This window comes from Enterococcus sp. DIV1758, from assembly GCF_051711985.1.
GTDB classification, from domain to species: Bacteria; Bacillota; Bacilli; order Lactobacillales; family Enterococcaceae; genus Enterococcus; species Enterococcus faecalis.
Window position 1 is genome coordinate 953,231 of the sequence record NZ_JBIOOA010000001.1, and the last position, 21,922, is coordinate 975,152.

Annotated in this window: 16 protein-coding genes and 1 other annotated feature; of the genes, 11 read left to right on the forward strand and 5 right to left on the reverse strand. The window is 38.2% G+C overall.

Annotation, left to right across the window (positions count from 1 at the left end; all coding sequences use genetic code 11):
* Positions 1–38 precede the first annotated feature (38 nt).
* The 5 genes from IGJ52_RS04810 (at position 39) to pheT (ending at position 11,626) form a co-directional block, all read left to right on the forward strand.
* Complete coding sequence (locus tag IGJ52_RS04810; protein ID WP_016614198.1) at positions 39–3,629, forward strand: PD-(D/E)XK nuclease family protein; 3,591 nt, start codon at positions 39–41, stop codon at positions 3,627–3,629.
* Positions 3,622–7,416 carry a helicase-exonuclease AddAB subunit AddA gene (gene addA / locus IGJ52_RS04815; protein WP_438791947.1) on the forward strand — a complete coding sequence of 1,265 codons (3,795 nt, stop codon included), beginning with the start codon at positions 3,622–3,624 and terminating at the stop codon, positions 7,414–7,416. The genes IGJ52_RS04810 and addA overlap by 8 nt, the downstream gene beginning before the upstream one ends.
* Positions 7,417–7,485: 69 nt before the next feature.
* Positions 7,486–7,830, forward strand: coding sequence for a winged helix-turn-helix transcriptional regulator (locus IGJ52_RS04820; RefSeq protein ID WP_002358035.1), 345 nt, complete (start codon positions 7,486–7,488; stop codon positions 7,828–7,830).
* A 43-nt stretch (positions 7,831–7,873) separates the two neighbouring features.
* Positions 7,874–8,092: a binding site (T-box leader), on the forward strand.
* Positions 8,093–8,148: 56 nt separating this feature from the next.
* A complete protein-coding gene (gene pheS / locus IGJ52_RS04825; RefSeq protein WP_438791948.1) occupies positions 8,149–9,195 on the forward strand; it encodes a phenylalanine--tRNA ligase subunit alpha in 1,047 nt (348 codons plus the stop codon).
* A 7-nt stretch (positions 9,196–9,202) separates the two neighbouring features.
* Complete coding sequence (gene pheT / locus IGJ52_RS04830; protein WP_016614195.1) at positions 9,203–11,626, forward strand: phenylalanine--tRNA ligase subunit beta; 2,424 nt, start codon at positions 9,203–9,205, stop codon at positions 11,624–11,626.
* Between the two features lie 197 nt (positions 11,627–11,823).
* Here pheT and IGJ52_RS04835 read toward each other — a convergent pair whose 3' ends face one another.
* From IGJ52_RS04835 to IGJ52_RS04850, 4 genes are read right to left on the reverse strand one after another with little or no spacing between them, the layout of a single operon-like run.
* Entirely contained in the window at positions 11,824–12,489 is a 666-nt protein-coding gene (locus tag IGJ52_RS04835; RefSeq protein WP_002384721.1) for an amino acid ABC transporter permease, read from the reverse strand.
* Between the two features lie 11 nt (positions 12,490–12,500).
* Complete coding sequence (locus IGJ52_RS04840) at positions 12,501–13,214, reverse strand: amino acid ABC transporter permease (RefSeq protein WP_002366455.1); 714 nt, start codon at positions 13,212–13,214, stop codon at positions 12,501–12,503.
* Between the two features lie 45 nt (positions 13,215–13,259).
* Complete coding sequence (locus tag IGJ52_RS04845; RefSeq protein WP_002360586.1) at positions 13,260–14,087, reverse strand: transporter substrate-binding domain-containing protein; 828 nt, start codon at positions 14,085–14,087, stop codon at positions 13,260–13,262.
* 34 nt (positions 14,088–14,121) lie between these two features.
* On the reverse strand, positions 14,122–14,853 hold the full coding sequence (locus IGJ52_RS04850; RefSeq protein WP_438791949.1) for an amino acid ABC transporter ATP-binding protein: 732 nt from the start codon (positions 14,851–14,853) through the stop codon (positions 14,122–14,124).
* A 264-nt stretch (positions 14,854–15,117) separates the two neighbouring features.
* On the opposite strand from IGJ52_RS04850, the gene racE reads away from it, so the two are divergent.
* The 3 genes from racE to IGJ52_RS04865 are packed head-to-tail and all read left to right on the forward strand — an operon-like array spanning position 15,118 to position 17,818.
* Complete coding sequence (racE, locus tag IGJ52_RS04855) at positions 15,118–15,945, forward strand: glutamate racemase (protein WP_002358027.1); 828 nt, start codon at positions 15,118–15,120, stop codon at positions 15,943–15,945.
* Positions 15,938–17,293 carry a ribonuclease PH gene (gene rph, locus IGJ52_RS04860; protein ID WP_002369622.1) on the forward strand — a complete coding sequence of 452 codons (1,356 nt, stop codon included), beginning with the start codon at positions 15,938–15,940 and terminating at the stop codon, positions 17,291–17,293. The genes racE and rph overlap by 8 nt, the downstream gene beginning before the upstream one ends.
* Positions 17,294–17,305: 12 nt before the next feature.
* Entirely contained in the window at positions 17,306–17,818 is a 513-nt protein-coding gene (locus IGJ52_RS04865) for a metallophosphoesterase (protein ID WP_002381991.1), read from the forward strand.
* A gap of 93 nt (positions 17,819–17,911) precedes the next feature.
* Here IGJ52_RS04865 and IGJ52_RS04870 read toward each other — a convergent pair whose 3' ends face one another.
* Positions 17,912–18,676, reverse strand: coding sequence for a DeoR/GlpR family DNA-binding transcription regulator (locus tag IGJ52_RS04870; RefSeq protein ID WP_002382117.1), 765 nt, complete (start codon positions 18,674–18,676; stop codon positions 17,912–17,914).
* Positions 18,677–18,869: 193 nt separating this feature from the next.
* Between IGJ52_RS04870 and ulaG the strand changes: the two genes are divergently transcribed.
* Genes ulaG through IGJ52_RS04885 form a run of 3 tightly spaced genes read left to right on the forward strand, consistent with a single transcriptional unit; the run spans position 18,870 to position 21,913 of the window.
* Positions 18,870–19,937, forward strand: coding sequence for an L-ascorbate 6-phosphate lactonase (ulaG, locus tag IGJ52_RS04875; protein WP_010827300.1), 1,068 nt, complete (start codon positions 18,870–18,872; stop codon positions 19,935–19,937).
* 17 nt (positions 19,938–19,954) lie between these two features.
* Positions 19,955–20,413, forward strand: a complete 459-nt coding sequence (locus IGJ52_RS04880; RefSeq protein ID WP_002358021.1) for a PTS sugar transporter subunit IIA — start codon at positions 19,955–19,957, stop codon at positions 20,411–20,413.
* A 12-nt stretch (positions 20,414–20,425) separates the two neighbouring features.
* The gene (locus IGJ52_RS04885) at positions 20,426–21,913 is read left to right on the forward strand and encodes a PTS ascorbate transporter subunit IIC (RefSeq protein ID WP_002366460.1); all 1,488 of its coding nucleotides are present in this window, start codon (positions 20,426–20,428) and stop codon (positions 21,911–21,913) included.
* Positions 21,914–21,922 lie beyond the last annotated feature (9 nt).

The window sequence follows — 21,922 nt, forward strand, 5'->3', positions numbered from 1 at the left end:
TAAAATAAAGGCAGTGCAAAGGAAAAGGATGTGAAACCATGAGTGTGCAGTTTATTAGAGGAACCGCTGTGGCAGATTTAGAAGCGCCACTTATACAGGCGACAAAACAATGGCTAGAGGAAGACGCACAGCATGAAGTATTCTATTTAGTCCCGAACCATATTAAGTTTGAGCAAGAAATTCAAGTCTTGCAAAAGTTACGTCAATTACAGACAACTACGTCTGATTCAATAACCAGTACCCGTCTGCAGGTTTTTAGTTTTTATCGTTTGGCTTGGTACTATTTACAACATACACCTTTTTACTCGGCAGATGTTTTATCTGACGCAGGTGCTGCGATGATTTTTCGCAAAATTTTAGTAGAAGCAGAAGAAGAGTTACAAATTTTTAGAGGTGAAATTAACAAGCCTGGCTTTATTCAGCAACTATTTCAGCTTTATCAAGAAATGCGCGAAGGCAATATTGAAATTGCGGAGCTTTATCCATTTTTAGAAAAACAAACGGAGAACCCTAAAGGACAAGATTTACAACTTAAGTTTCAAGATTTAACGTTAATTTTTACGCGATTCCAATTACAAATGAGTCAGTATGGCTATGAATCAGCGGAGATTATTCAACATTTAAGCGAGTATTTACAAACGGTTGATTTGTCGAATGTTCAATTCGTTATTTCAGGCTATCAGCAGTTTACCGCCAGAGAATTAAAGTTGATTGAAGTACTAATGGCGCAAGCAGGTTCTGTGAAAGTAGCCCTTTTATTGGACAAACAATATCCGCATGACTTACCTGATCCGCGGTCGTTATTTTATGAAGCGGGACAAACCTATCATCAGCTTTATCAACTGGCAAGGCAGAAGCAAATCCCGATTCTTTCAGATTATGTGGAAAAGAAAGAGGTATTAATTACAAATCCAGACTTGCAAGGATTAAACGATTATTGGATTCAATCACAAGAACACCTGCCTCCATTAAGCACATCTGACTGGAGGGGCGATGGCTTATTTCTGTGGCGTGCAGAAAACGTTAAAGAAGAATTAACACATGTTGCAACCGAAATTCGCCGTTTAGTAGTGGAAGAAGGGTATCGGTACAAAGAAATTCAGGTGTTGACTCGTGATTTAGATTGTTATGAAAATTTATTAGAACCGATTTTTGCGGAACACGAGATTCCTGTTTATGTCGACCGAGATATGGCTATGGATCGGCACCCTTTAGTCGAATGGATTGAATCTTTATTTGCTATTCATTCGTACAATTATCGTTATCGCGATGTGCTCCGTTTTTTGAGAACGGAATTATTTATGCCAATGAATCAACTCGCTACTTCTGAAGAAAGCTTGACTGATTGGTTAAACCAACGGAATGCTTGGCGTAGAAAAGTTGATATTACCGAAAATGTGGTCCTGGCATACGGCTATGAAGGTTATTATTGGTCGCAAGAAAAAGATTGGGAATTTATTCGGTATGATTTTGAAGCGGAAGAGCAAGAAGATGTCGCTACGATGGAAGAAGAGTCAAATGCGATTCGTCAATCGCTTCAACGGCTGTTACCTAGTTACTTTCAAGCAATGATAAGTGCCAAAACTGGTTTGGAAGCAGCGACCGTCTTCTATCACTTTTTACTGCAAAGTGGTGTGGCAACACAATTAAAAATGTGGCGCTTACAAGCTATCGAAGCCGGTCAATTAGAAACAGCTCGTAACCATGAACAGACTTGGGATGCATTGATGTCGTTACTAGATGAATACGTCACTGTTTACGGAGAAAGTTCGTTTGATTTTACAACGTTTCAAGAAATATTTGTTAGTGGCTTGGAAGGTTTGCACTATAGTAAAGTGCCGACAGCGATTGACCAAGTACAAGTTCGCGCAATGGATTTAACTCGACCTGGCGCTGCCAAGGTTACTTTTGCTATTGGGATGACGGAAGAAATTTTTCCACAAAAGATTGAAAATAAAACACTATTGTCTGATGAAGAACGGCAGACAATCAATGATACGTTAACGGAAAACCAATATTTACGTGGGACAACCGGACGCAAAATTGCGCAAGAACCGTTTGTTGCGTATCTCGTCTTTTCTTCAGCGCGAGAACGGTTATATTTAACCTATCCAAGTGTTAAAGACACCGCTCAAGAAGTCAAACCGTCTCCTTATTTTAAAAATATCCAAAAAGATTTAAACTTGCCCGTTTTTGAAAAAAATGAAACAACCATTTTCGATGATGAAACGACCAGTTTAGCCCATATTAGTACGTATCGGACGTTAATCGGTGAATTAACGCGTTTGAAAAGACAACGGAAAGAAACACAAGAAGGATTGTTGCCTTTCTGGTTAAATATGGAAAAAGCGCTAATGAACCAATCAATTGCGCCGCTAGCCAAGCAAGTTTTCGAAAGTTTAACGCATCAAAATATTCCTGAAAAGATTGATGAGGTCTTAGCAGAACCTTTATATGGTAAAGATATTTATACATCCGTTTCTCGGATGGAGAGTTTTTATCGGTGTCAATATCAATACTTTTCTCGCTATGGCTTACGGTTGAAAGAAAGAGATGTCTTTGGGCTTTCGCCAGCAGCTACAGGGGAATTTTTCCATGAAGCATTGGATCAGTTCTTTAAATTATTGATTATGAATCAACGGAACTTATCTGAGCTAACCGATCAGGAAGTCAATTTATTGGCGGAGGAAGTACTAAATAGCATCTTAGGGGATGCGCGTTTTTCTGTATTAACGACCTCTAGTCGCATGAACTATATTCGCTATCAATTGAGTCAAACAATTAAAAAAGTCAGTTGGGCGCTGAAACGCCAAAGCCAACGAAGTGGCATGACGACTGTTCAAACGGAAGTGTTATTTGGCCAAATTGCCGCTAAAAAAGGAATTTCTGGTTTGGAATTACCATTAAAAAATCAAGGGAAGATTCATGTTCGGGGAAAAATCGACCGGATTGATCAATTGGTTACCCCCGAATCAACCTATTTAGGTGTGATTGATTATAAATCGAGTCACCGTAAATTTAATATGACAGAAGCGTATTACGGCTTAGCCATGCAAATGCTGACGTACTTGGATGTGGCTTTAATGGATGCTGTGCAATTAGTTGGTCAAGAAGCTAAACCTGCTGGCTCACTTTATCTGCATGTACACAATCCTACGTTATCTTATGAAGGCAAAGACGACATTGAACAACAAATGCTTAAAAAATATCAGTTTGATGGTCTTTTGATGAAAGACCCAGATTTATTGGATCATTTAGATACGAGTCTGCAAGCCAAACAAAGTTCGTTGCTGTTTCCAATTGAAGAATCCGCCAAAGAACAAATTAAACCTGGTCGTCGCCAAGAAGATAAATTTGTGACAGAACCAGAATTAGGCGCGTTGCTTTCCCATAACCGAAATAAATTTATTGAAGCGGGGAACCAAATTATTGGCGGCGAAGTTCAACTTAATCCCGCTTATCAAGGCAAGGAACGGATTGCTTGTCGCTATTGTCCGTTTCGAAGTGTCTGTGATTTTGATGTGATGTTAAAAGAAAATAATTATCATCGTATTGAGAATTTATCCAAAGAGGAAATTATGGCGCGCTTGTTAAACAAAGATGAGGAAGGAGCAACCGAAGATGAGTAAAACAATTCCACTACGTCCAGCCAATGAGCAATTCACCGACAGTCAATGGCAAGCGGTGTTTGATGGCGATGAAAATATCTTAGTTTCTGCTTCGGCTGGCTCAGGAAAAACCACCGTTTTAGTCCGCCGTGTCATTGAAAAAGTCAAAAGCGGCGTCGATATCGATCGTCTCTTGATTGTGACGTACACTGAAGCCGCCGCCCGTGAGATGAAAGAACGGATCCAAGTGGCTTTACAAAAGGCAATGAATGAAGAACAAGATCCAGAAAGAAGACGGCATTTTTCTCGTCAAATTGCTCTTTTGCCAACAGCCAATATTAGCACGTTACATGCCTTTTGTTTAACTGTTATTCGTCGTTTTTATTATTTAATTGACATAGATCCGGTTTTTCGGATGTTAACAGATGAAACAGAAACATTGTTATTAAAAGAAGATGTTTGGGATGCATTACGTGAACAATTTTATGCGGAAAATCAAGAAGAATTTTACCAATTAACAGCGAATTTTTCCAATGACCGTAGTGATGATGGACTCACTAACTTAATTTTTTCTTTTTATGAATTTGCCAAAGCCAATCCTGATCCAGAGGCGTGGATTAATGGCTTAACACAAGCCTACGAAGTAGGGAATCAGCTAGGCGAATCAACGTTATTTCAGACGTATTTAAAACCGCTAGCCGTTGAGACGTTACAACGAACTCTTCAGCGTTACGAAGAAATGGTGACCTTAACAGAGGGCGAAGAGAAACTTCAAAAGATTTGGTATTTAGCTCAAAATGAAAAGGAACAAACAAAACAATTTTTACAATTTTTAGAGAGAAATGATTTAGAAAGCGCCTATAATTTGACTGAATTGTTAAGCTTTGACCGCTATCCAACAGTTCGTGCCGAAGAGTTGAAACCAACCGCGGAACAAGCCAAACAGTTACGAGAACAAAATAAAAAAGCGTTAAATGATTTGAAAAAGCAACTGTTTACACTTTCTCCAGATGCCATGAAACAAGTCTTGAAAGAGGCCACGCCCATTGTTCAAGAAATGGCTCACGTGGGGAAACAATTTATGGAGGCCTATGGCGCAGAAAAACGGCTTAAAAATTTAGTGGATTTTAACGATTTAGAACATTATACGTTAGCTATTTTAGCGAAAAATCAGGCAGATGGCTGGCAAGCATCAGAAGCCTCTCTTTACTATCGCGAAAAATTTGATGAAGTGTTAGTCGATGAATACCAAGATATCAATCAATTACAAGAATCTATTTTGTATTGGTTGCGCCGTCCGCTTAGCACAGAAGGAAACCTTTTTATGGTAGGAGATGTGAAACAGTCTATTTATTCTTTCCGCTTGGCAGATCCTACATTGTTTATTGAAAAATACAATCAGTATGGGCAAGGCAAAGAGGGCAAACGAATTATTCTAGCTGAAAATTTTCGTTCCCGCAAAGACGTTTTAGACTTTACGAATTTAGTATTTAGTCAATTAATGGATGAGCGAGTGGGCCAAATTGCTTACGATGAGTCAGCCGCTTTGGTTCATGGTTTTGATCAATTTTCGGAGGCGGCTGATTATTCAACCGAATTGCTAATTTATGAAAAAAAAGCAACAGAATCAGTTGAATTTCCAGAATTACAATCCCCTGAGTTGTTGATTGAAGATAAGACAGAAGGGGAACTTTACGTTACTGCTTTGAAAATTCGTGAATTAATTGACCAAAATTTCTTAATTTATGATAAAAAGCTGAAAACGGATCGACCGATTACTTATCAAGATATTGTCTTATTAACGCCTACAAAGAAAAATAATTTAACTATTTTAGATGTTTTTAAATCATTAGAAATTCCAGTTCAAGTCAATGATGCTCAAAATTATTTCCAAGCAACGGAAATTCGTACAATGATTGCCTTGCTTCAATTGATTGATAATCCCTATCAAGACATTCCTTTGGCAGCTGTGTTACGTTCACCAATTGTTGGATTAAAAGAAAACGAATTAGTGCTTATTCGTTTGGCTAATAAGGAAACCAGTTACTACGAAGCATTTTTAACGTTTAATCAAAAGATGGAACCAACCATGGAGGAAGCAGTTGTTCAGGAAAAAACTATACGTTTTGCTGAATCATTAGAAAAATGGCGGGAACAGGCTCGACGCAACCAGATTAACACCTTGCTGTGGACGATTTATCGGGAAACGGCCTACCTTGATTACGTTGGCGGGTTGCCTGTTGGCAAACAACGCCAAGCCAATTTATATGCGTTGGTGGATCGGGCCGCGGCGTATGAAAAAACAACCTTCCGCGGATTATTTCAATTTGTTCGCTTCATCGAAAAAATGCAAGAAAAAGACAAAGATTTAGCAGAACCAGTCGTTTTAAGTGAAGAGAATGCCGTACGCGTCATGACGATTCACGCTAGTAAAGGGTTAGAATTTCCGGTGGTATTCGTTTTAGATATGACCAAAGAATTTAATGTCAGTGATTTGAATGAACGCTATATCTTTGAAGAAAATTTAGGGGTAGGCATTCGTTATTTACAACCTGAAGAACGAGTTATGTACGATACTTTACCATTTTTGGCGATTAAACAAGTACGATTGAGAAAATTACTATCCGAAGAAATGCGGAAGTTATATGTGGCGTTGACACGTGCAGAACAGAAACTTTTTCTGGTGGGCTCCTATAAAGACCAAGCGGCGATGTGGAAAGAGTGGCTGAAAGTTGGCGATGTAGAAACACTAGTGCTACCAGCTGAAAATCGCTTGCAAAGTAAAAGTAGTTTAATGAATTGGGTTGGGATGACATTGGTACGCCATCAAAAAGCCGCTGAATATCAGCAAGAAGTAGTAGTAAGTAACGTTCCGCAAGTTAAAAAGCACCCAGCTAACTTTCATATTCAGTGGTTCAACGAAGAACAACTACGAGCAGCCATTCAGCAATTACAATTGCCAGAAAGACAAGCAGAGGATTTAGCCGAAAAAGCGCAATTATCTGCTGACAAAATCAATCGTGGCCTTGCACGGTTAAGTTTCAACTATCCGTTTGAAGTGGCTACTCGGACCACCAGTTATCAGTCTGTTTCTGAAATCAAGCGAGTATTTGATGACCCCGATAACAAAGAAATTGGTAAAATTGAGGTTCGGGAAGACAATACTATTCAAGCGCAACCGTTGATTGTCAATCGAATGATTGAAGGAGATTTAAGTAAGCCTAAATTTTTAGATACGGTTCAAGCGCCCTCAGCAGCTGAAATTGGGACAGCAACTCATTATTTATTACAACTAATTGATTTAAGTACACAACCTTCTTATGAAGAAGTGCGAGCTGTTCAAGAACGTTTAGTGGAAAATAAATTGATTTTACCAGCAATTGCTGAAAAAATGAATCTGGAACAAATCGTAGCCTTCTTTGACACCGCCTTAGGAAAACAATTGATTCAACACCATCAAACCGTTAGAAGGGAACAACCTTTTTCTATGCTGATTGAAGCAGAAGAGCTCATTCAAAATTATCCAGAAACGACACAAGATGATTTATTAATTCATGGGATTATTGATGGCTATATCGAATTAGACAATCAATGCATTTTGTATGACTATAAAACCGATCATGTAAAAGGCACCTCTCCCCAAGCAATTTCTGAAATTGTCGAACGGTATCGCGGACAGATGAATCTTTATCGTAGAGCGCTACAAGAGGCAACGCATAAAGAGGTGTCGTACGTCTATTTAATTTTATTAAATGGAGGAGTAATTATTGACATGCAGACAGGAAATGTTGTAGATTTTATAAAGTAGAAAAAATTAGAAGCAGAAACACTTACATTTTGTAAGGAATGTGCTATACTCATTGAAGAGGTGAGGAAGATGGAAAAAGTAAAAACAGAATCGTTTGTACTTTGTCCCAAATTTGAAAAATCATTTTCAATACTTGGTAAAAAATGGAATGGTTTAATTATTGATGTTTTATTAGAACGAGGTCCTCAACGTTTTGGCGAATTAAAAGAAAAAATTCCAATGTTAAGTGATCGTGTCTTAGTAGAGCGATTGAAGGAACTAGAAGCTGAAGGAATTATCACCAAAGCTGTTCGTTGCGGTGAAGGAAATCGCTTAGAATATTTCCTAACCGAAAAAGGCGAAGACTTGCAATTAGCAATGGAACAAATTCAACATTGGGCAGAAAAATGGGTAAAAGACGAAGAATGCAGTTGACCGCAAGCAAAACTTCTTGTAAACTAAACGTAATTAAATAACTAAAAAAACAGTGATGGAAACAAGTAGTTTGAATTGACGTGTTTTAGGGAGAGTCAGCCAGAGACTGGAAGCTGATTTACACAGTCACCAAGCGAAATTCACTTCCTGAGTTTGTTTGTTTTCAAGAAGAAAGCAAACCGGTAATTGCCGTTAAATGAAATGAGTGCATGACAACAATTTGTTATGAATTAGGATGGTAACACGATAGCTCGTTCCTTTGAAAGGAATGGGTTATCGTTTTTTTTAGTTTAAATAAAAGATAGAGGGGAACGCATAATGACATTACAAGCGCAATTAGAAGCTCTTAGAGACAATACGCTCAAAGAAATCGCACAAGTTGCTACTTTAAAAGAATTAAACCAAATTCGCGTAGAAACATTAGGGAAAAAAGGGCCAATCACCGAAGTACTAAGAGGCATGAAAAACCTTTCACCAGAAGAACGACCAGTGGTGGGGGGCTTTGCAAATGAAATTCGTGATTTATTAACCGAAGCAATTGAAGCGCGCAAAGTTGTTTTAGAAAACGAAGCGTTAAATGCGGCACTAAAAGAAGAAAGTTTAGATGTAACTTTACCTGGAAAACAAATGCTTCAAGGTACACGTCATATTTTGACACAAGTTATGGAAGAGATTGAAGATATTTTCTTAGGCATGGGTTATCAAGTAGTGGAAGGATACGAAGTAGAATCGGATCACTATAATTTCGAACGCATGAATCTACCAAAAGATCATCCGGCACGCGACATGCAAGATACGTTTTATATTTCAGATGAGATGTTAATTCGTACGCATACTTCACCAGTTCAAGCTCGAACAATGGAAAAACACGATTTTTCAAAAGGTGCATTACGAATGATTTCTCCTGGGAAAGTATTCCGTCGTGATACAGATGATGCGACACATAGTCACCAATTCCATCAGATTGAAGGCCTTGTTGTCGATAAAAATGTCACAATGGGTGATTTAAAAGGGACGTTAGAAGTCATGATGAAAAAAATGTTTGGTGAAGATCGTAAAATTCGTTTACGTCCTAGCTATTTCCCTTTTACAGAACCTTCAGTCGAAGTAGATGTTAGCTGTTTTAAATGTGGCGGCGCAGGTTGTAACGTCTGCAAACATACAGGTTGGATTGAAATTTTAGGTGCGGGGATGGTTCATCCAGATGTGTTACAAATGTCAGGGATTGATCCAACAGAGTACTCAGGCTTTGCCTTTGGCTTAGGACCAGATCGCGTTGCTATGTTACGTTATGGTGTAAATGATATCCGTAATTTTTATCAAAATGATTTACGTTTCTTAAATCAATTCAAGGTAAAGGAGTAGTTGAAAAATGTTAGTTTCTTATAAATGGTTAAATGAATATGTTAATCTTTCAAACGTTACTCCGCAAGAATTAGCGGACAAAATGTCTGTGACAGGTATCGAAGTTGAGGGCGTTGCTGTACCTGAAGAAGGCTTAAAGAAAATTGTTGTCGGTGAAGTAAAAGAATGTGTTCCTCACCCAAACTCTGACCACTTATCAATTTGCCAAGTAGACATCGGTGAAGAAGAATTGTCACAAATTGTTTGTGGAGCACCAAATGTAAAAGCAGGAATTAAAGTCATCGTAGCGTTACCTGGTTCAAGAATTGCAGGAAATCAAAAAATTAAAAAAGGTAAAATGCGTGGCGAAGTTTCTAACGGAATGATTTGTTCGTTAGAAGAGCTAGGATATTCAGATAATGTCGTACCAAAAGCCTACGCTGAAGGAATTTATTATTTACCTCAAGAAGCAGTGAATGGGACACCTGTTTTCCCTTATTTAGACATGGATGATGCGATTATTGAATTATCAATTACACCAAACCGTGCAGATGCACTAAGTATGAGAGGGGTAGCCTATGAAGTTGGCGCAATTTATCGTCAAACGCCTCAGTTTAATGATCCCGAACTCAAAGAAGATGCTTCAGATAACGTGGAAAATTACGTAACAGTAACTGTTGAAGATTCACAAGATGCGCCAGCGTATCAAATTCGTGTTATTAAAGATGTGACGATTGCAGAAAGTCCTCAGTGGTTGCAAAATCGATTGATGAATGAAGGAATCCGTCCGATTAACAATGTGGTGGACGTGACAAATTATATTTTATTATTATTTGGTCAACCATTGCATGCATTTGATTACCAAAAATTAGATAGTAAAGAAATCTTGGTTCGTCGAGCAACAGCAGCAGAAGAACTAATTACATTAGATGGTGAAACACGTCAATTAACAGAAGAAAATATCGTCATTACGAATGGAAAAACGCCTGTCGGCTTAGCCGGTGTAATGGGTGGGGCTAATTCTGAAATCAGTCAAGAAACAACAACTGTGGCTTTAGAAGCGGCATTGTTCAATCCATTGTCTATTCGCAAAACGTCTAAACAATTCAATTTACGGAGTGAATCTTCAAGTAGATTTGAAAAAGGCATCAACCAAGCGACAGTTGGGCTAGCTTGTGATGTGGCAGCCGCGATGATTGCAGAGTTGGCCAACGGAACAGTGGTCTCAGGCACTGCAGTTGGTTCTGAAGTGGCCGTTAAAGAAGCACAGGTAGCTGTGACTTTAGAACGAATCAACCAATATTTAGGCACTGCATTAGATGAAGCAACGGTGAATGAAATTTTTGAAGCACTCGGTTTTGCTTATGAAGTAAATCAAGGCGCCTATGAAATTACGATTCCACCAAGACGTTGGGATATTGCGATTGAAGCAGATATTATTGAAGAAGTGGCGCGCATTTATGGATATGATCATTTACCTTCAACATTGCCAAGTGGAGAAACAGTTGCTGGAAGTCTAACCAAAGCACAACATGTTACGCGCCAATTAAAGAGCTTACTGGAAGGTCATGGTACGAGTGAAGCCATCAGCTATGCGTTGACAACAGAAGAAAAATCCCGTCAATTTATGATGAAAGAAAGTCAAACAACACGTTTGCAATGGCCAATGAGTGAAGAGCGTTCTGTGTTACGTATGAACTTAATTTCTGGTTTATTAGATGATGTCGCATACAATGTGGCACGTAAAAATAATAATATCGCCTTCTACGAAGTAGGACGCGTTTTCTACCAAACAGAAGATCCAACAAAAAATTTACCTACAGAAGAAAATCACTTAGCACTTGCTTTAACTGGTAATACAATGGTTAAAGATTGGCAAACAAAAGCAACAGCCGTTGATTTTTATACAGTAAAAGGCTTAGTGGAAAGTATTGTAGCTGTTTTAGGATTAACAGAAAAAATCAGTTATCAAGCGACAACGGCGATTCCAGAAATGCATCCAGGCCGGACAGCATGGATTTATTTAGAAGGTGAAGTGGTTGGTTTTGTCGGACAAGTTCACCCAACGACAGCGAAAGCGTACGATATTCCAGAAACATATGTTGCTGAATTAAACTTGCAACAATTAGTAGCCACAGAAGCAGGCGGGGTTACTTATGAAGCAGTTTCTAAATTCCCAGCAGTTTCTCGAGACATTGCTTTATTAGTCGATGAAACAGTTACCAATCAAGAACTAGTTAAAACTATTTCAGATAACGCAGGTAAATATTTGAAAGAGATTCATTTATTTGATGTATATCAAGGTGAAAAACTAGGCGCTGGCAAAAAATCAATGGCGTATAGTTTAACTTTCGTTAATGCAGAAGCGACATTAGTGGATGAAGAAATTAACCGTTCAATGGAAAAAGTTGAAAAAGCGCTAATTGAAAAACATCAAGTAGAAGTAAGATAAAATAAAAACAGGAAAGTGGGGCATAAGTCGAAATGACTTATGCCCCACTTTCTAAATCTTAAGATAATCAGCTGAACAAAAGCAGCTCCTTCGGAAATAAGCCGAAATTCTCCAAAAATTAAAGAACAATTTTCGGAAATTCCTTCTTATTTCTTGGAGCTAAACACTTTTGTCTCAGCCTCCTGTTTTTAACTACATTAATAACTTTTCGCCCAATTTCGTGATAGCCAACGTGAAAATTGTGAGATACTAAAGTTAATAATGAAATAAATTAGGGCGACGATTCCGTAAATAGTGAATACTTGTCCTGTTTGTGCGTAGCGCCCCATTAAGATATAAGATTTGCCAAAGAGTTCTTGTAAAGCAATTACGGAATACAAGAAACTTGTATCCTTGATGACAGTAACAAACTGAGAAACGATCGCTGGTAAAACATTGCGAATGGCTTGAGGCAAAACAATATGATAAAGAATTTGCCAATTTGAAAACCCTTGAGAACGTGCCGCTTCAATTTGTCCTTTATCAACACCATTTAAACCACCACGAATAATTTCCGCTAAAGCAGCGGTGGTAAACACAGTAAAACTCACAATTCCAGCAGGTGTGGATTTGATTTTGAAAATCAAAAAAATAACATAAATCCACAATAAGTTTGGAATATTACGCACTACTTCTACATAAATACTGGCAAGTAACTTCAGTGGTCCATTGGTTTGATTTCGCAAAACGGCTAGAATGGTGCCAAAAATCGTACTCAAAATAATTGAGACGAAGGAAATATAGAGCGTCAATTTTAAGCCGTTAAATAGAAATTGAAAATTATTTGCTGTCAGTAATTGACGCATTTCTTCTGAAAAAGGCATCTGTTTTCCTCCTATCTACTATATGCTTTCTTATTTTTTTCTTCCATTTTTCTAGCCAAATTCGCTAATGGGAAGCAAAGAATGAAATATAAGAAACCAGCGAGCGCAAAGGCGGGAATGTAGTTCAAGTTGACAGACGACCAACTATTGGCAGCAAACATTACGTCAGCGCCAGAAATAATGGCAACTGTTGACGTATTTTTAATTAGGTTCACGACTTGATTGGTTAAAGGGGGTAACATAATCCGCCATGCTTGTGGTAAAATCACATACCGCATCGTTTGACCATACGTTAATCCTTGGGAGTAAGCCGCTTCAAATTGCCCTCTTGGAACAGCTCCGATTCCTGAGCGAACCACTTCAGAAATGTAGGCGCCATGATAGAAGCCTACACACAGAATGGCAATCGTAGTAATAGAAAATGAAAGCAGCGGGCTTAGCAGAGGAAAGCCATAATAGACTACGATAAATTGAATCAACAAAGGTGTGTTTTGAAAAAATTCTACATAGACACGACTAATTGCGTGTAAAAGTTTACTTTTGGTCGCTGATAAACTGCCAAAGAAAATACCTAAAGCAAAGGCAACTAAGATCGCTCCTAAAGAGAGCAGAATAGTATAGAGAAAAGCCTGACCAAAAATTCGCCAATCTTGAAATAAAGCCTCCCAACGATATAAGGCAAATGGCCCTTCTTCAAGCCAGGAAATATTGGCTAACAAAAACATAAAAATCCCTCCTAAAATTTTTGATTCTTCAAGTCTTAGGAATGATTAATTTTTTAAGCCCCAGTCTTGATAAATTTTTTCTAGTGTGCCGTCTTTTTCCCATTTTTCAATTAAACCATTTAGATAATCATTTAATTCAGTATTTGCTTTCTTTGTGGTAATTCCATATTCTTGTGGCGAAAAACCATCTTTTAAAATTTCTGTCTTGCCATCCACATAGCCAGATAGGATTGATTTATCCACTGAAAATGCATCAATTCGTTTAGAAGTTAACGCTGTTTTTAATTCTGGATAGGAACCTAATTCTTGATAAGTAAATTTGATTCCTTCCTCTTGCGCTTTTTTCTCTAAGTTTTCTTTTGTCGTAGCAGATTGTGCAACGCCGATTGTTTTTCCGTCTAAATCTTTCATACTGGAGAAGTTATCCTCTTTGCGCACAAGGAAACCAATCTCATCTGTATAATAGGGAGTTGTAAAATTATAAGTCTTTTTACGTTCATCAGTAATTGTAAATGTAGCAATTACCATATCTAGTTCACCATTGTCTAAAAGGGGACCGCGCGTTTTCGCTGTCACGCCCACAAATTCCACATTCTCTTCGCTGCCGGTAATTTCTTTCGCAATCAAGCGTGCAATATCTGGTTCCATTCCTTCATTTTTATTTGTATCAGGATTCATATAGCCAAAATTAGGAATGTCTTCTTTGACACCTACTTTAATTTTCCCCGCTTTTTTTAATTGTTCTACTGTGACCGTTTTGTTTGATGAAGCACTTTTGGAAGTTGAGTCATTGTTGCCGCTACCACAGCCAACAATGATGCCTGCTAATACAAGTAAGGAGAGTCCAGCTAGCCATTTATTTTGTTTTTTCATTGTTCATTCCTCCAATTTTTTGTTTTTTTATTCATTACCCGTTATGAATAATTTTGCTTAGAAATTCTTTTGCACGAGGGTTTTCAGTGCTTGTAAAGAAATGTTCAGGTGTTCCTTGTTCAATAATCTCTCCTTGATCCATAAAGATTACACGGTCAGCCACTTGACGAGCAAAGCCCATCTCATGTGTGACACAAACCATGGTAATATTTTGTTTGGAAAGATCGACCATTACATCTAAAACTTCTTGAATCATTTCTGGATCAAGTGCCGAAGTCGGTTCATCAAAAAGGATAATCTCAGGATGCATATTTAAGGCACGAGCAATAGCGACCCGTTGTTGCTGCCCGCCAGAAAGCTGCGAAGGATAAGCAGAAGCTTTATCAGCTAAGCCGACCCGTTCTAAATACTCCATGCCAGTACGAACCGCTTCTTCTTTGGGAACGCCCATCACTTTAATCGGTGCTAACGTTAAATTATCAATAATCGTTTTGTGAGCATATAAGTTAAAATTTTGAAAGACCATGGCAACTTTCTGGCTAACCTTTTGAATGGGTGCCTTCGGTTTGGTGATGTCAATGTTATCAATTACGACGGAACCATCATTGACTTTTTCCAATTGGTTCATACACCGAATTAATGTACTTTTGCCAGAGCCAGAGGGTCCGATAATGACAATTTTTTCTCCTTGTTCTACATTTAAAGTAATATCTTTTAAAACGTGATGCTCCCCAAAATACTTATTTACATGTTCTAAAGAAATCATAGGCAGTCTCCTTTGCAATCATTTGGTAGAAAAGATAACAGAGGATTCGGTGAGAAACGTGTTATTTAAATTAAATTAACCAAATGTATTTCTAATTGTATTCTCAATGTTAGGAATTATAACATACAAAAAAATGAATTACTAGTTTTTTAATCGAAAAAGATTTCCTTCAAAAAAAGAAATAAATGAGAGCAAAACAGGAAAAATTGACAATAGTCCTTAAAAAGTAGAAAATAAAGGCAGTGAATAAAAGGCAAAGGTAGGATGAGAATGAGCAATCAAGAAGCCATTGGATTAATTGATTCTGGCGTTGGTGGATTAACTGTTTTAAAGGAAGCGCTAAAACAATTACCAAATGAACGATTAATTTATTTAGGAGATACAGCCCGTTGCCCATATGGCCCACGACCAGCCGAACAAGTCGTTCAGTTTACTTGGGAAATGGCCGATTTTTTATTGAAAAAACGAATAAAAATGCTAGTAATCGCATGTAATACCGCGACGGCTGTCGCATTAGAAGAAATTAAAGCTGCCTTGCCAATTCCAGTTGTCGGTGTTATTTTACCTGGCGCACGAGCAGCCGTTAAAGTCACAAAAAATAACAAAATTGGTGTCATAGGTACGTTAGGGACAATCAAAAGTGCTTCCTATGAAATCGCCATTAAAAGTAAGGCGCCAGCAATTGAGGTGACTAGTTTAGCTTGCCCTAAATTTGTCCCCATTGTTGAAAGTAATCAATATCGTTCTTCCGTAGCAAAAAAAATTGTGGCAGAAACACTTCAAGCACTACAATTAAAAGGACTTGATACGTTGATTTTAGGTTGTACCCATTACCCGTTGTTACGTCCGGTGATTCAAAATGTGATGGGGAGTCATGTGACATTAATTGACTCAGGAGCCGAAACAGTTGGCGAAGTTAGCATGCTTCTCGATTATTTTGACATTGCCCATACGCCTGAAGCGCCTACACAGCCCCATGAATTTTATACAACTGGTTCTGCAAAAATGTTTGAAGAGATTGCAAGCAGTTGGCTTGGTATAGAGAACTTAAAAGCACAACAGATTCACTTAGGAGGAAACGAAAATGATTAGACATGATAGTCGTGCACCAAAAGAATTGCGAAAGATCACTATTGAAACCAATGTTTTTAAACATCCAGAAGGTTCGGTGGTTATTTCGTTTGGTGATACCAAAGTAATTTGCTCAGCCACTGTCGAAGAAAAGGTTCCCCCATTTTTACGAGGCGGGGGAACAGGTTGGGTAGCAGCTGAATATAGCATGCTCCCTCGCGCGACGAACACAAGAAATATTCGGGAAAGTGCGAAAGGAAAATTAACAGGGCGAACAATGGAGATTCAACGTTTGATTGGGCGGTCATTGCGAGCTGTTGTTGACTTAGAAAAGTTAGGGGAACGGAGCATTGTTGTCGATTGTGATGTGATTCAAGCAGATGGTGGAACCCGTACTGCTAGTATTACAGGCGCTTTTGTTGCTCTACGCTTAGCAGTCAATCATTTATTGATGACTGGTGCGCTAGCGGAAGACCCAATTAAAGAGCATTTAGCTGCTGTCAGCGTGGGTATTTTACCCGATGGTTATTGTGTGCTGGACTTAGATTACGCAGAGGACTCGAATGCTGCAGTGGATATGAACATCGTGATGACCGAGTCTGGTGAATTTGTGGAAATTCAAGGAACGGGTGAAGAAGCTACCTTCTCAGGAGATGAGTTAAATGCCATGCTCTTTTATGGAAAAACAGGGATTGAGGAATTAATTGCGTATCAGAAAGAAGCGCTTTATGCTTTAGCCTCTGAAGAAGTCCCTTCGCAAGATTCAGAAGAGAAAGTGATTGTCATTGCAACTAGAAATCCTGGTAAAGCGAAAGAGTTTAGTTCAATTTTTGGTGAAAAAGGATATACGGTTAAGACGTTATTAGATTATCCGAATTTGCCAGATGTAGAAGAAACTGGTCGAACATTTGAAGAAAATGCTCGTCTAAAAGCTGAAACAATTGCAGAAATTTTACAGAAACCAGTATTAGCAGATGATTCAGGATTAATTGTTGATGCGTTAGGGGGAATGCCAGGAATCTATTCTGCTCGTTTTGCTGGTGAACCAACTAACGATGCTTCAAATAATGCGAAACTATTGCATGAGTTAACGGGCGTGCCAAAAGAAAAAAGACAAGCGCGTTTCCATTGTACATTGGTTTTTGCTGAACCAAAGAAAGAAAGTCTGGTGGTCGAAGCTGAATGGCCCGGAGAAGTCGGCACGATTCCTCGTGGTGAAGGAGGCTTTGGGTACGATTCACTTTTCTATGTCCCAGAGCTTGGTAAGACGGCAGCTGAATTGTCTGGAGAAGAGAAAAATAAAGTTAGTCATCGTGGACAAGCAGTGGCAAAATTAAAAGAACAATGGGAAGAATGGCTAAAAAAATAGGAGTTGAAACGTATGAAAATCTTGGTAGTAAGCGATAATCATGGCGACCGTGACTGTTTAGTTGACTTAGTGAATCATTATGAAGGACAAGTCGATGCACTCTTTCACTGTGGTGATTCTGAATTAGAACCGACAGATGAGCTTTGGCAGAAATTAATTGTAGTTCAAGGAAATTGTGATTTTTATGATGAATTTCCCAAAACTGTGACTAAAAAAGTGGGGGATCAAGTTATTTATATGACACATGGTCATTTGGCCAATGTTAGAATGGGGCTCACGACACTTGCTTTACAAGCGGAAGAAGCAGGAGCGACAATTGCCTTATTTGGTCACACTCATGTACTCGGTGCAGAGCGACACAATAACATTCTCTTTGTTAATCCGGGAAGTATTCGTTTACCTCGTGGACCAGTTCAAGAGAAAACATATGCCATAATTGAAAGTACACCTGAACAATATCTCGTTCAGTACTATAACAAAGAGCACCAACCGTTGGAACGATTAAAGGCAACGTTTACGAAGTAAGTGAATGTTAAGAAATAAGTGCTCCTTTTTTATTTATCAAATTTTGAGCGTAGGACAAAAATCTCTTTTGGATTTTTGTCCTACGCTCTTTTTTTAGTCGACTTGGATAACCTTTAAGCCGGTCTTACGAAGTTCTGTAATTAAAGTTGATGAGCAATGTTTGTCTGTAATCAAACAATCAAAAGCGGTAATATCAGCAATTTTAAATTTAGAAGTCAAGCCGATTTTTCGATGGTCCGCGACCAGAATTTTTACTTTTGTTGTTTGTTTTATCATAAGCTCATTAATTTTTGCTTCATTGAAAATTTTTGTAGTGACGCCATGTTCTAAACTGACCCCGCTACAGCCAATTACGCAAACATCGGCATGCGTTGCGGTGATTGTGTTAATGGCAATATCTCCTACCAGAACTTCTTTGGGAAAACGTAATTCGCCTCCGGTCAAAATATAATTGTATTGAGAAACATGAGGCTTGGTGGCAATTTTTAAATTATTCGTTACGATGGTCAGATGGTCGGCCTTTAAATAATGGAGAATATTCAAAGCAGTGGAACTTGAATTAATGAAAACGGTATCATAATCACTTAGATAGCTACAAGCAACACGAGCAATGGCTTGTTTTAATAACTCCGGTCCTGATTGATCAAAGTCTTTCTGATTTTGGTCGTTGTAAATACAATACCCATATTTTCGAATGATGTCATTCTTAGTTTCTAAGACATTTAAATCACGACGAATTGTGCTTAAGGAAACATTTAAAGCATCTGCTAATTTATAGGTAGTCATTTGTTTGTTTTTTTGCAGCAGCGCGAGAATGTTTTGTTGCCTTTTTTCAATGGTTTCTAATGAACTTTTCAAGTAATACAACCTCCTTTAGTTATTTTTTTGGACACGGTCCCCCATGAAATAGTATAACTCATAGGAAAACAAAACACGTAAAAGAATCATTAAAAGTGCAAACAATCATATAAAAGGGTTTTCATTGTGATTTTTTGCGGCTATGATTTTCTTATAAAGCATAACACAATCATTTGAGAAGAGGAGTGGTAGCATGAGCAAATCGATTCATGAAATTACAAAAGAAAGTTGGTTGAAGGCGACATTTCCAGAATGGGGCACTTATTTAAACGAAGAAATTAATCAGACAAATGTGCTTCAAGGAACGGTTGCCCTCTGGTGGCTTGGTTGTACAGGCATTTGGCTGAAAACGCATGAGAACACGAATATTTTATGTGATTTATGGTGTGGAACAGGAAAACAAACGCACGGGAACGGCTTAATGAAAAATGGCCATCAAATGATGCGCATGAGTGGTTGCCAAAAAATGCAACCTAATTTAAGAACACAACCTTTTGTGATTGATCCTTTTGAAATAAAAGAGGTAGATGCTTTAGTTGTCACACATATTCATTCAGACCATTTGGATATTCACACAGCTGCTGCTGTTCAGCAAAATTGTCCTAAGGCTCTATTTATTGGTCCAAAAGAAGTAGTGAAAACATGGCAGCGTTGGGGTGTTCCGGCAGAAAAAACACGGGTTATAGAGCCTGGTCAAGAAATAAAAGTGAATGATGTGAATGTAGTGGCCTTGGAAGCTTTTGATCGAACCGCGCTAATTACTTCTGATGATTCTGAAAATACATTTAAAGGTAAAATGCCTCAGGACATGAATGAACTAGCTGTCAATTATCTATTTGAAACCTCAGGTGGTACGGTATATCACGCCGGAGACTCTCATTATTCTAACTTGTTTGCGAAACATGGTAATCAATATGCAATTGATGTTTGCTTAGGAGCATATGGCGAAAATCCTCGCGGTATCACGGATAAAATTACTTCTGTTGATATGTTGAGAATGGCAGAATCTTTAAATGCGAAAGTAGTCATTCCCGTTCATTATGATATTTGGTCTAATTTTATGGCGGATCCAAAAGAAATCATGGAAATTTGGAAATTTAAAAAAGATCGTTTACATTATCAATTTAAACCATATATTTGGCAAGTGGGTGGCAAATTTGTTTATCCAGATGACAAAGACAACTTAGAATTTAACTTTGATCGTGGCTTTGATGATGTTTTTGTTAAAGAAAATGATACACCATTTCCTTCATTCTTGTAAGAAAGGCTGGATGTACAATGTTAACTTATTTTTGGGAGCAAGAGCTTATTCATTACCCTGATAAAGAACCGGTTAGTTGGCAAGAGGCGATTCAGGAAAGTTGTTTGATTTTACTCCAAAAACACATCATCGATCAGAGTTACGTCGATGAGATTATCCAGTGTGTCGAAACGTTTGGACCTTATATCATCATTGCTCCTGAAGTAGCCATGCCACATTCATCAGAGGAAAGCGCAGGCGTTTTTGGAACGGCCATTTCTTTTACAAAATTTAAGCAAGCAGTCACTTTTGCTGGCGATCAAGAAGCAAAAACAGCAACATTATTTTTTACATTGGCAGCCCAAAATCCCGCCGAACATCTTGAAAATATCCAGCAATTGATGGATTTATTGATGACGGATGGCGTGATTGCTGACTTGTTAGAAACAAACACGCCAATGGATTTTAAAGAAGTTATGGAGAAATATCAATTATAGGGGGAAAAATCAATGGGGGAGTTCTTGTTAAATAGTTGGACTTATTTTGCTACGAACGTTTTAACACAGCCAGCATATTTGATTGGTTTCATCGTGTTATTAGGTTATCTCTTGTTACGGAGGCCCTTTTATGAATGCTTAGCAGGTTTTCTGAAAGCAACAGTTGGTTATTTTATTTTGAGTGTTGGTTCTGGTGGTTTGGTTAATAATTTTCGCCCTATTCTAGTAGGCTTGAAAGAGCGATTTAATTTACAGGCGATGGTTACCGATCCATATTTCGGGCAAAATGCAGTCGATGCAGGATTGATGAAAACCTTTGGACGAACCTTTGGTGATGTGATGATTTTGTTATTGATCGCATTTATTATGAATATTTTGTTGGTTCGTTTTCAAAAATATACAAAATTGAGAGCCGTTTTTACAACAGGGAATGTTCAGATTCAACAAGCAGCTACCGCTTTCTGGATTTTACTCTTTTGTTTTCCTAACTTAGGTAGAATCGAAGTACTAATTTTTATGGGCTTAATTCTTGGGTGTTATTGGGCAGTTGCTTCAAATTTAACGGTAGGGATTACGCAGGAATTAACAGAAGGTGCTGGTTTTGCGGTAGCCCATCAACAAATGTTTGGCATATTTATTTTTGCAAAATTAGCAGAATGGTTGAAAAAACGTGATCAAAAGAAACATCGTTCAGAGAAGGTCGATAAAAAATTGGAAGATATCGAATTACCAGGATTTCTATCCATTTTTAATGAAAATATGGTTGCTACGTCCATTTTGATGCTCTTTTTCTTTGGCATTATCTTGCTTGTTTTGGGACAAGATTATTTAATTCAAGCTAAATTTATGCAAGAAGGGCAGAGTTTCTTCTTTTATATCATGACCACTTCATTAAATTTTGCTGTCTATTTAGCTATCTTACAATTAGGCGTTAGAACCTTTGTCGACGAGTTGACGCAGTCATTCCAAGGGATTTCAAATACCATTTTACCAGGCGCTGTTCCTGGGATTGACGTAGCAGCGACTTTCGGGTTTGGCTCGCCCAATGCAGTAACAATTGGGTTTCTCTTTGGCGCATTAGGCCAGTTTTTAATGATTGGCTTACTGATTCTATTAAAGTCTCCGACAATCGTTATTGCGGGGTTTATCCCATTGTTTTTTGATAACGCTGTCATAGCTGTTTATGCAAATAATCGTGGCGGAGTAAAAGCTGCTTGTTTATTCCCCTTCCTTTCAGGTTTAATCCAAGTAGGTGGCTCAGCTTTATTTGCTACATGGATTGGATTATCTCAATATGGCGGTTATTTGGGCATGTTCGATTGGGCGACAGCTTGGCCGTTATTTACAATTATTATGAAAGTTCTAGGCTATGTTGGCGTAGCAGTGGTGGTGATTGGGTTACTAATAATTCCGCAACTTCAGTATCGGAAAAATCCAGAAGGTTACTTTATGATTGTCAATGATTATGAACAATATGCTAAAAAATTTCAAGAGAATTAAAGGAGGAAT

What these genes read in the sequence shown, in the direction of transcription:
- IGJ52_RS04880 (WP_002358021.1), top strand. Translation starts at nt 19,955, where the DNA reads ATGTTAACTTATTTTTGGGAGCAAGAGCTTATTCATTACCCTGATAAA.
- IGJ52_RS04885 (WP_002366460.1), top strand. Translation starts at nt 20,426, where the DNA reads ATGGGGGAGTTCTTGTTAAATAGTTGGACTTATTTTGCTACGAACGTT.
- IGJ52_RS04850 (WP_438791949.1), bottom strand. Translation starts at nt 14,853, where the DNA reads ATGATTTCTTTAGAACATGTAAATAAGTATTTTGGGGAGCATCACGTT.
- racE (WP_002358027.1), top strand. Translation starts at nt 15,118, where the DNA reads ATGAGAATGAGCAATCAAGAAGCCATTGGATTAATTGATTCTGGCGTT.
- IGJ52_RS04845 (WP_002360586.1), bottom strand. Translation starts at nt 14,087, where the DNA reads ATGAAAAAACAAAATAAATGGCTAGCTGGACTCTCCTTACTTGTATTA.
- ulaG (WP_010827300.1), top strand. Translation starts at nt 18,870, where the DNA reads ATGAGCAAATCGATTCATGAAATTACAAAAGAAAGTTGGTTGAAGGCG.
- rph (WP_002369622.1), top strand. Translation starts at nt 15,938, where the DNA reads ATGATTAGACATGATAGTCGTGCACCAAAAGAATTGCGAAAGATCACT.
- addA (WP_438791947.1), top strand. Translation starts at nt 3,622, where the DNA reads ATGAGTAAAACAATTCCACTACGTCCAGCCAATGAGCAATTCACCGAC.
- pheS (WP_438791948.1), top strand. Translation starts at nt 8,149, where the DNA reads ATGACATTACAAGCGCAATTAGAAGCTCTTAGAGACAATACGCTCAAA.
- IGJ52_RS04840 (WP_002366455.1), bottom strand. Translation starts at nt 13,214, where the DNA reads ATGTTTTTGTTAGCCAATATTTCCTGGCTTGAAGAAGGGCCATTTGCC.
- IGJ52_RS04835 (WP_002384721.1), bottom strand. Translation starts at nt 12,489, where the DNA reads ATGCCTTTTTCAGAAGAAATGCGTCAATTACTGACAGCAAATAATTTT.
- IGJ52_RS04865 (WP_002381991.1), top strand. Translation starts at nt 17,306, where the DNA reads ATGAAAATCTTGGTAGTAAGCGATAATCATGGCGACCGTGACTGTTTA.
- IGJ52_RS04810 (WP_016614198.1), top strand. Translation starts at nt 39, where the DNA reads ATGAGTGTGCAGTTTATTAGAGGAACCGCTGTGGCAGATTTAGAAGCG.
- pheT (WP_016614195.1), top strand. Translation starts at nt 9,203, where the DNA reads ATGTTAGTTTCTTATAAATGGTTAAATGAATATGTTAATCTTTCAAAC.
- IGJ52_RS04820 (WP_002358035.1), top strand. Translation starts at nt 7,486, where the DNA reads ATGGAAAAAGTAAAAACAGAATCGTTTGTACTTTGTCCCAAATTTGAA.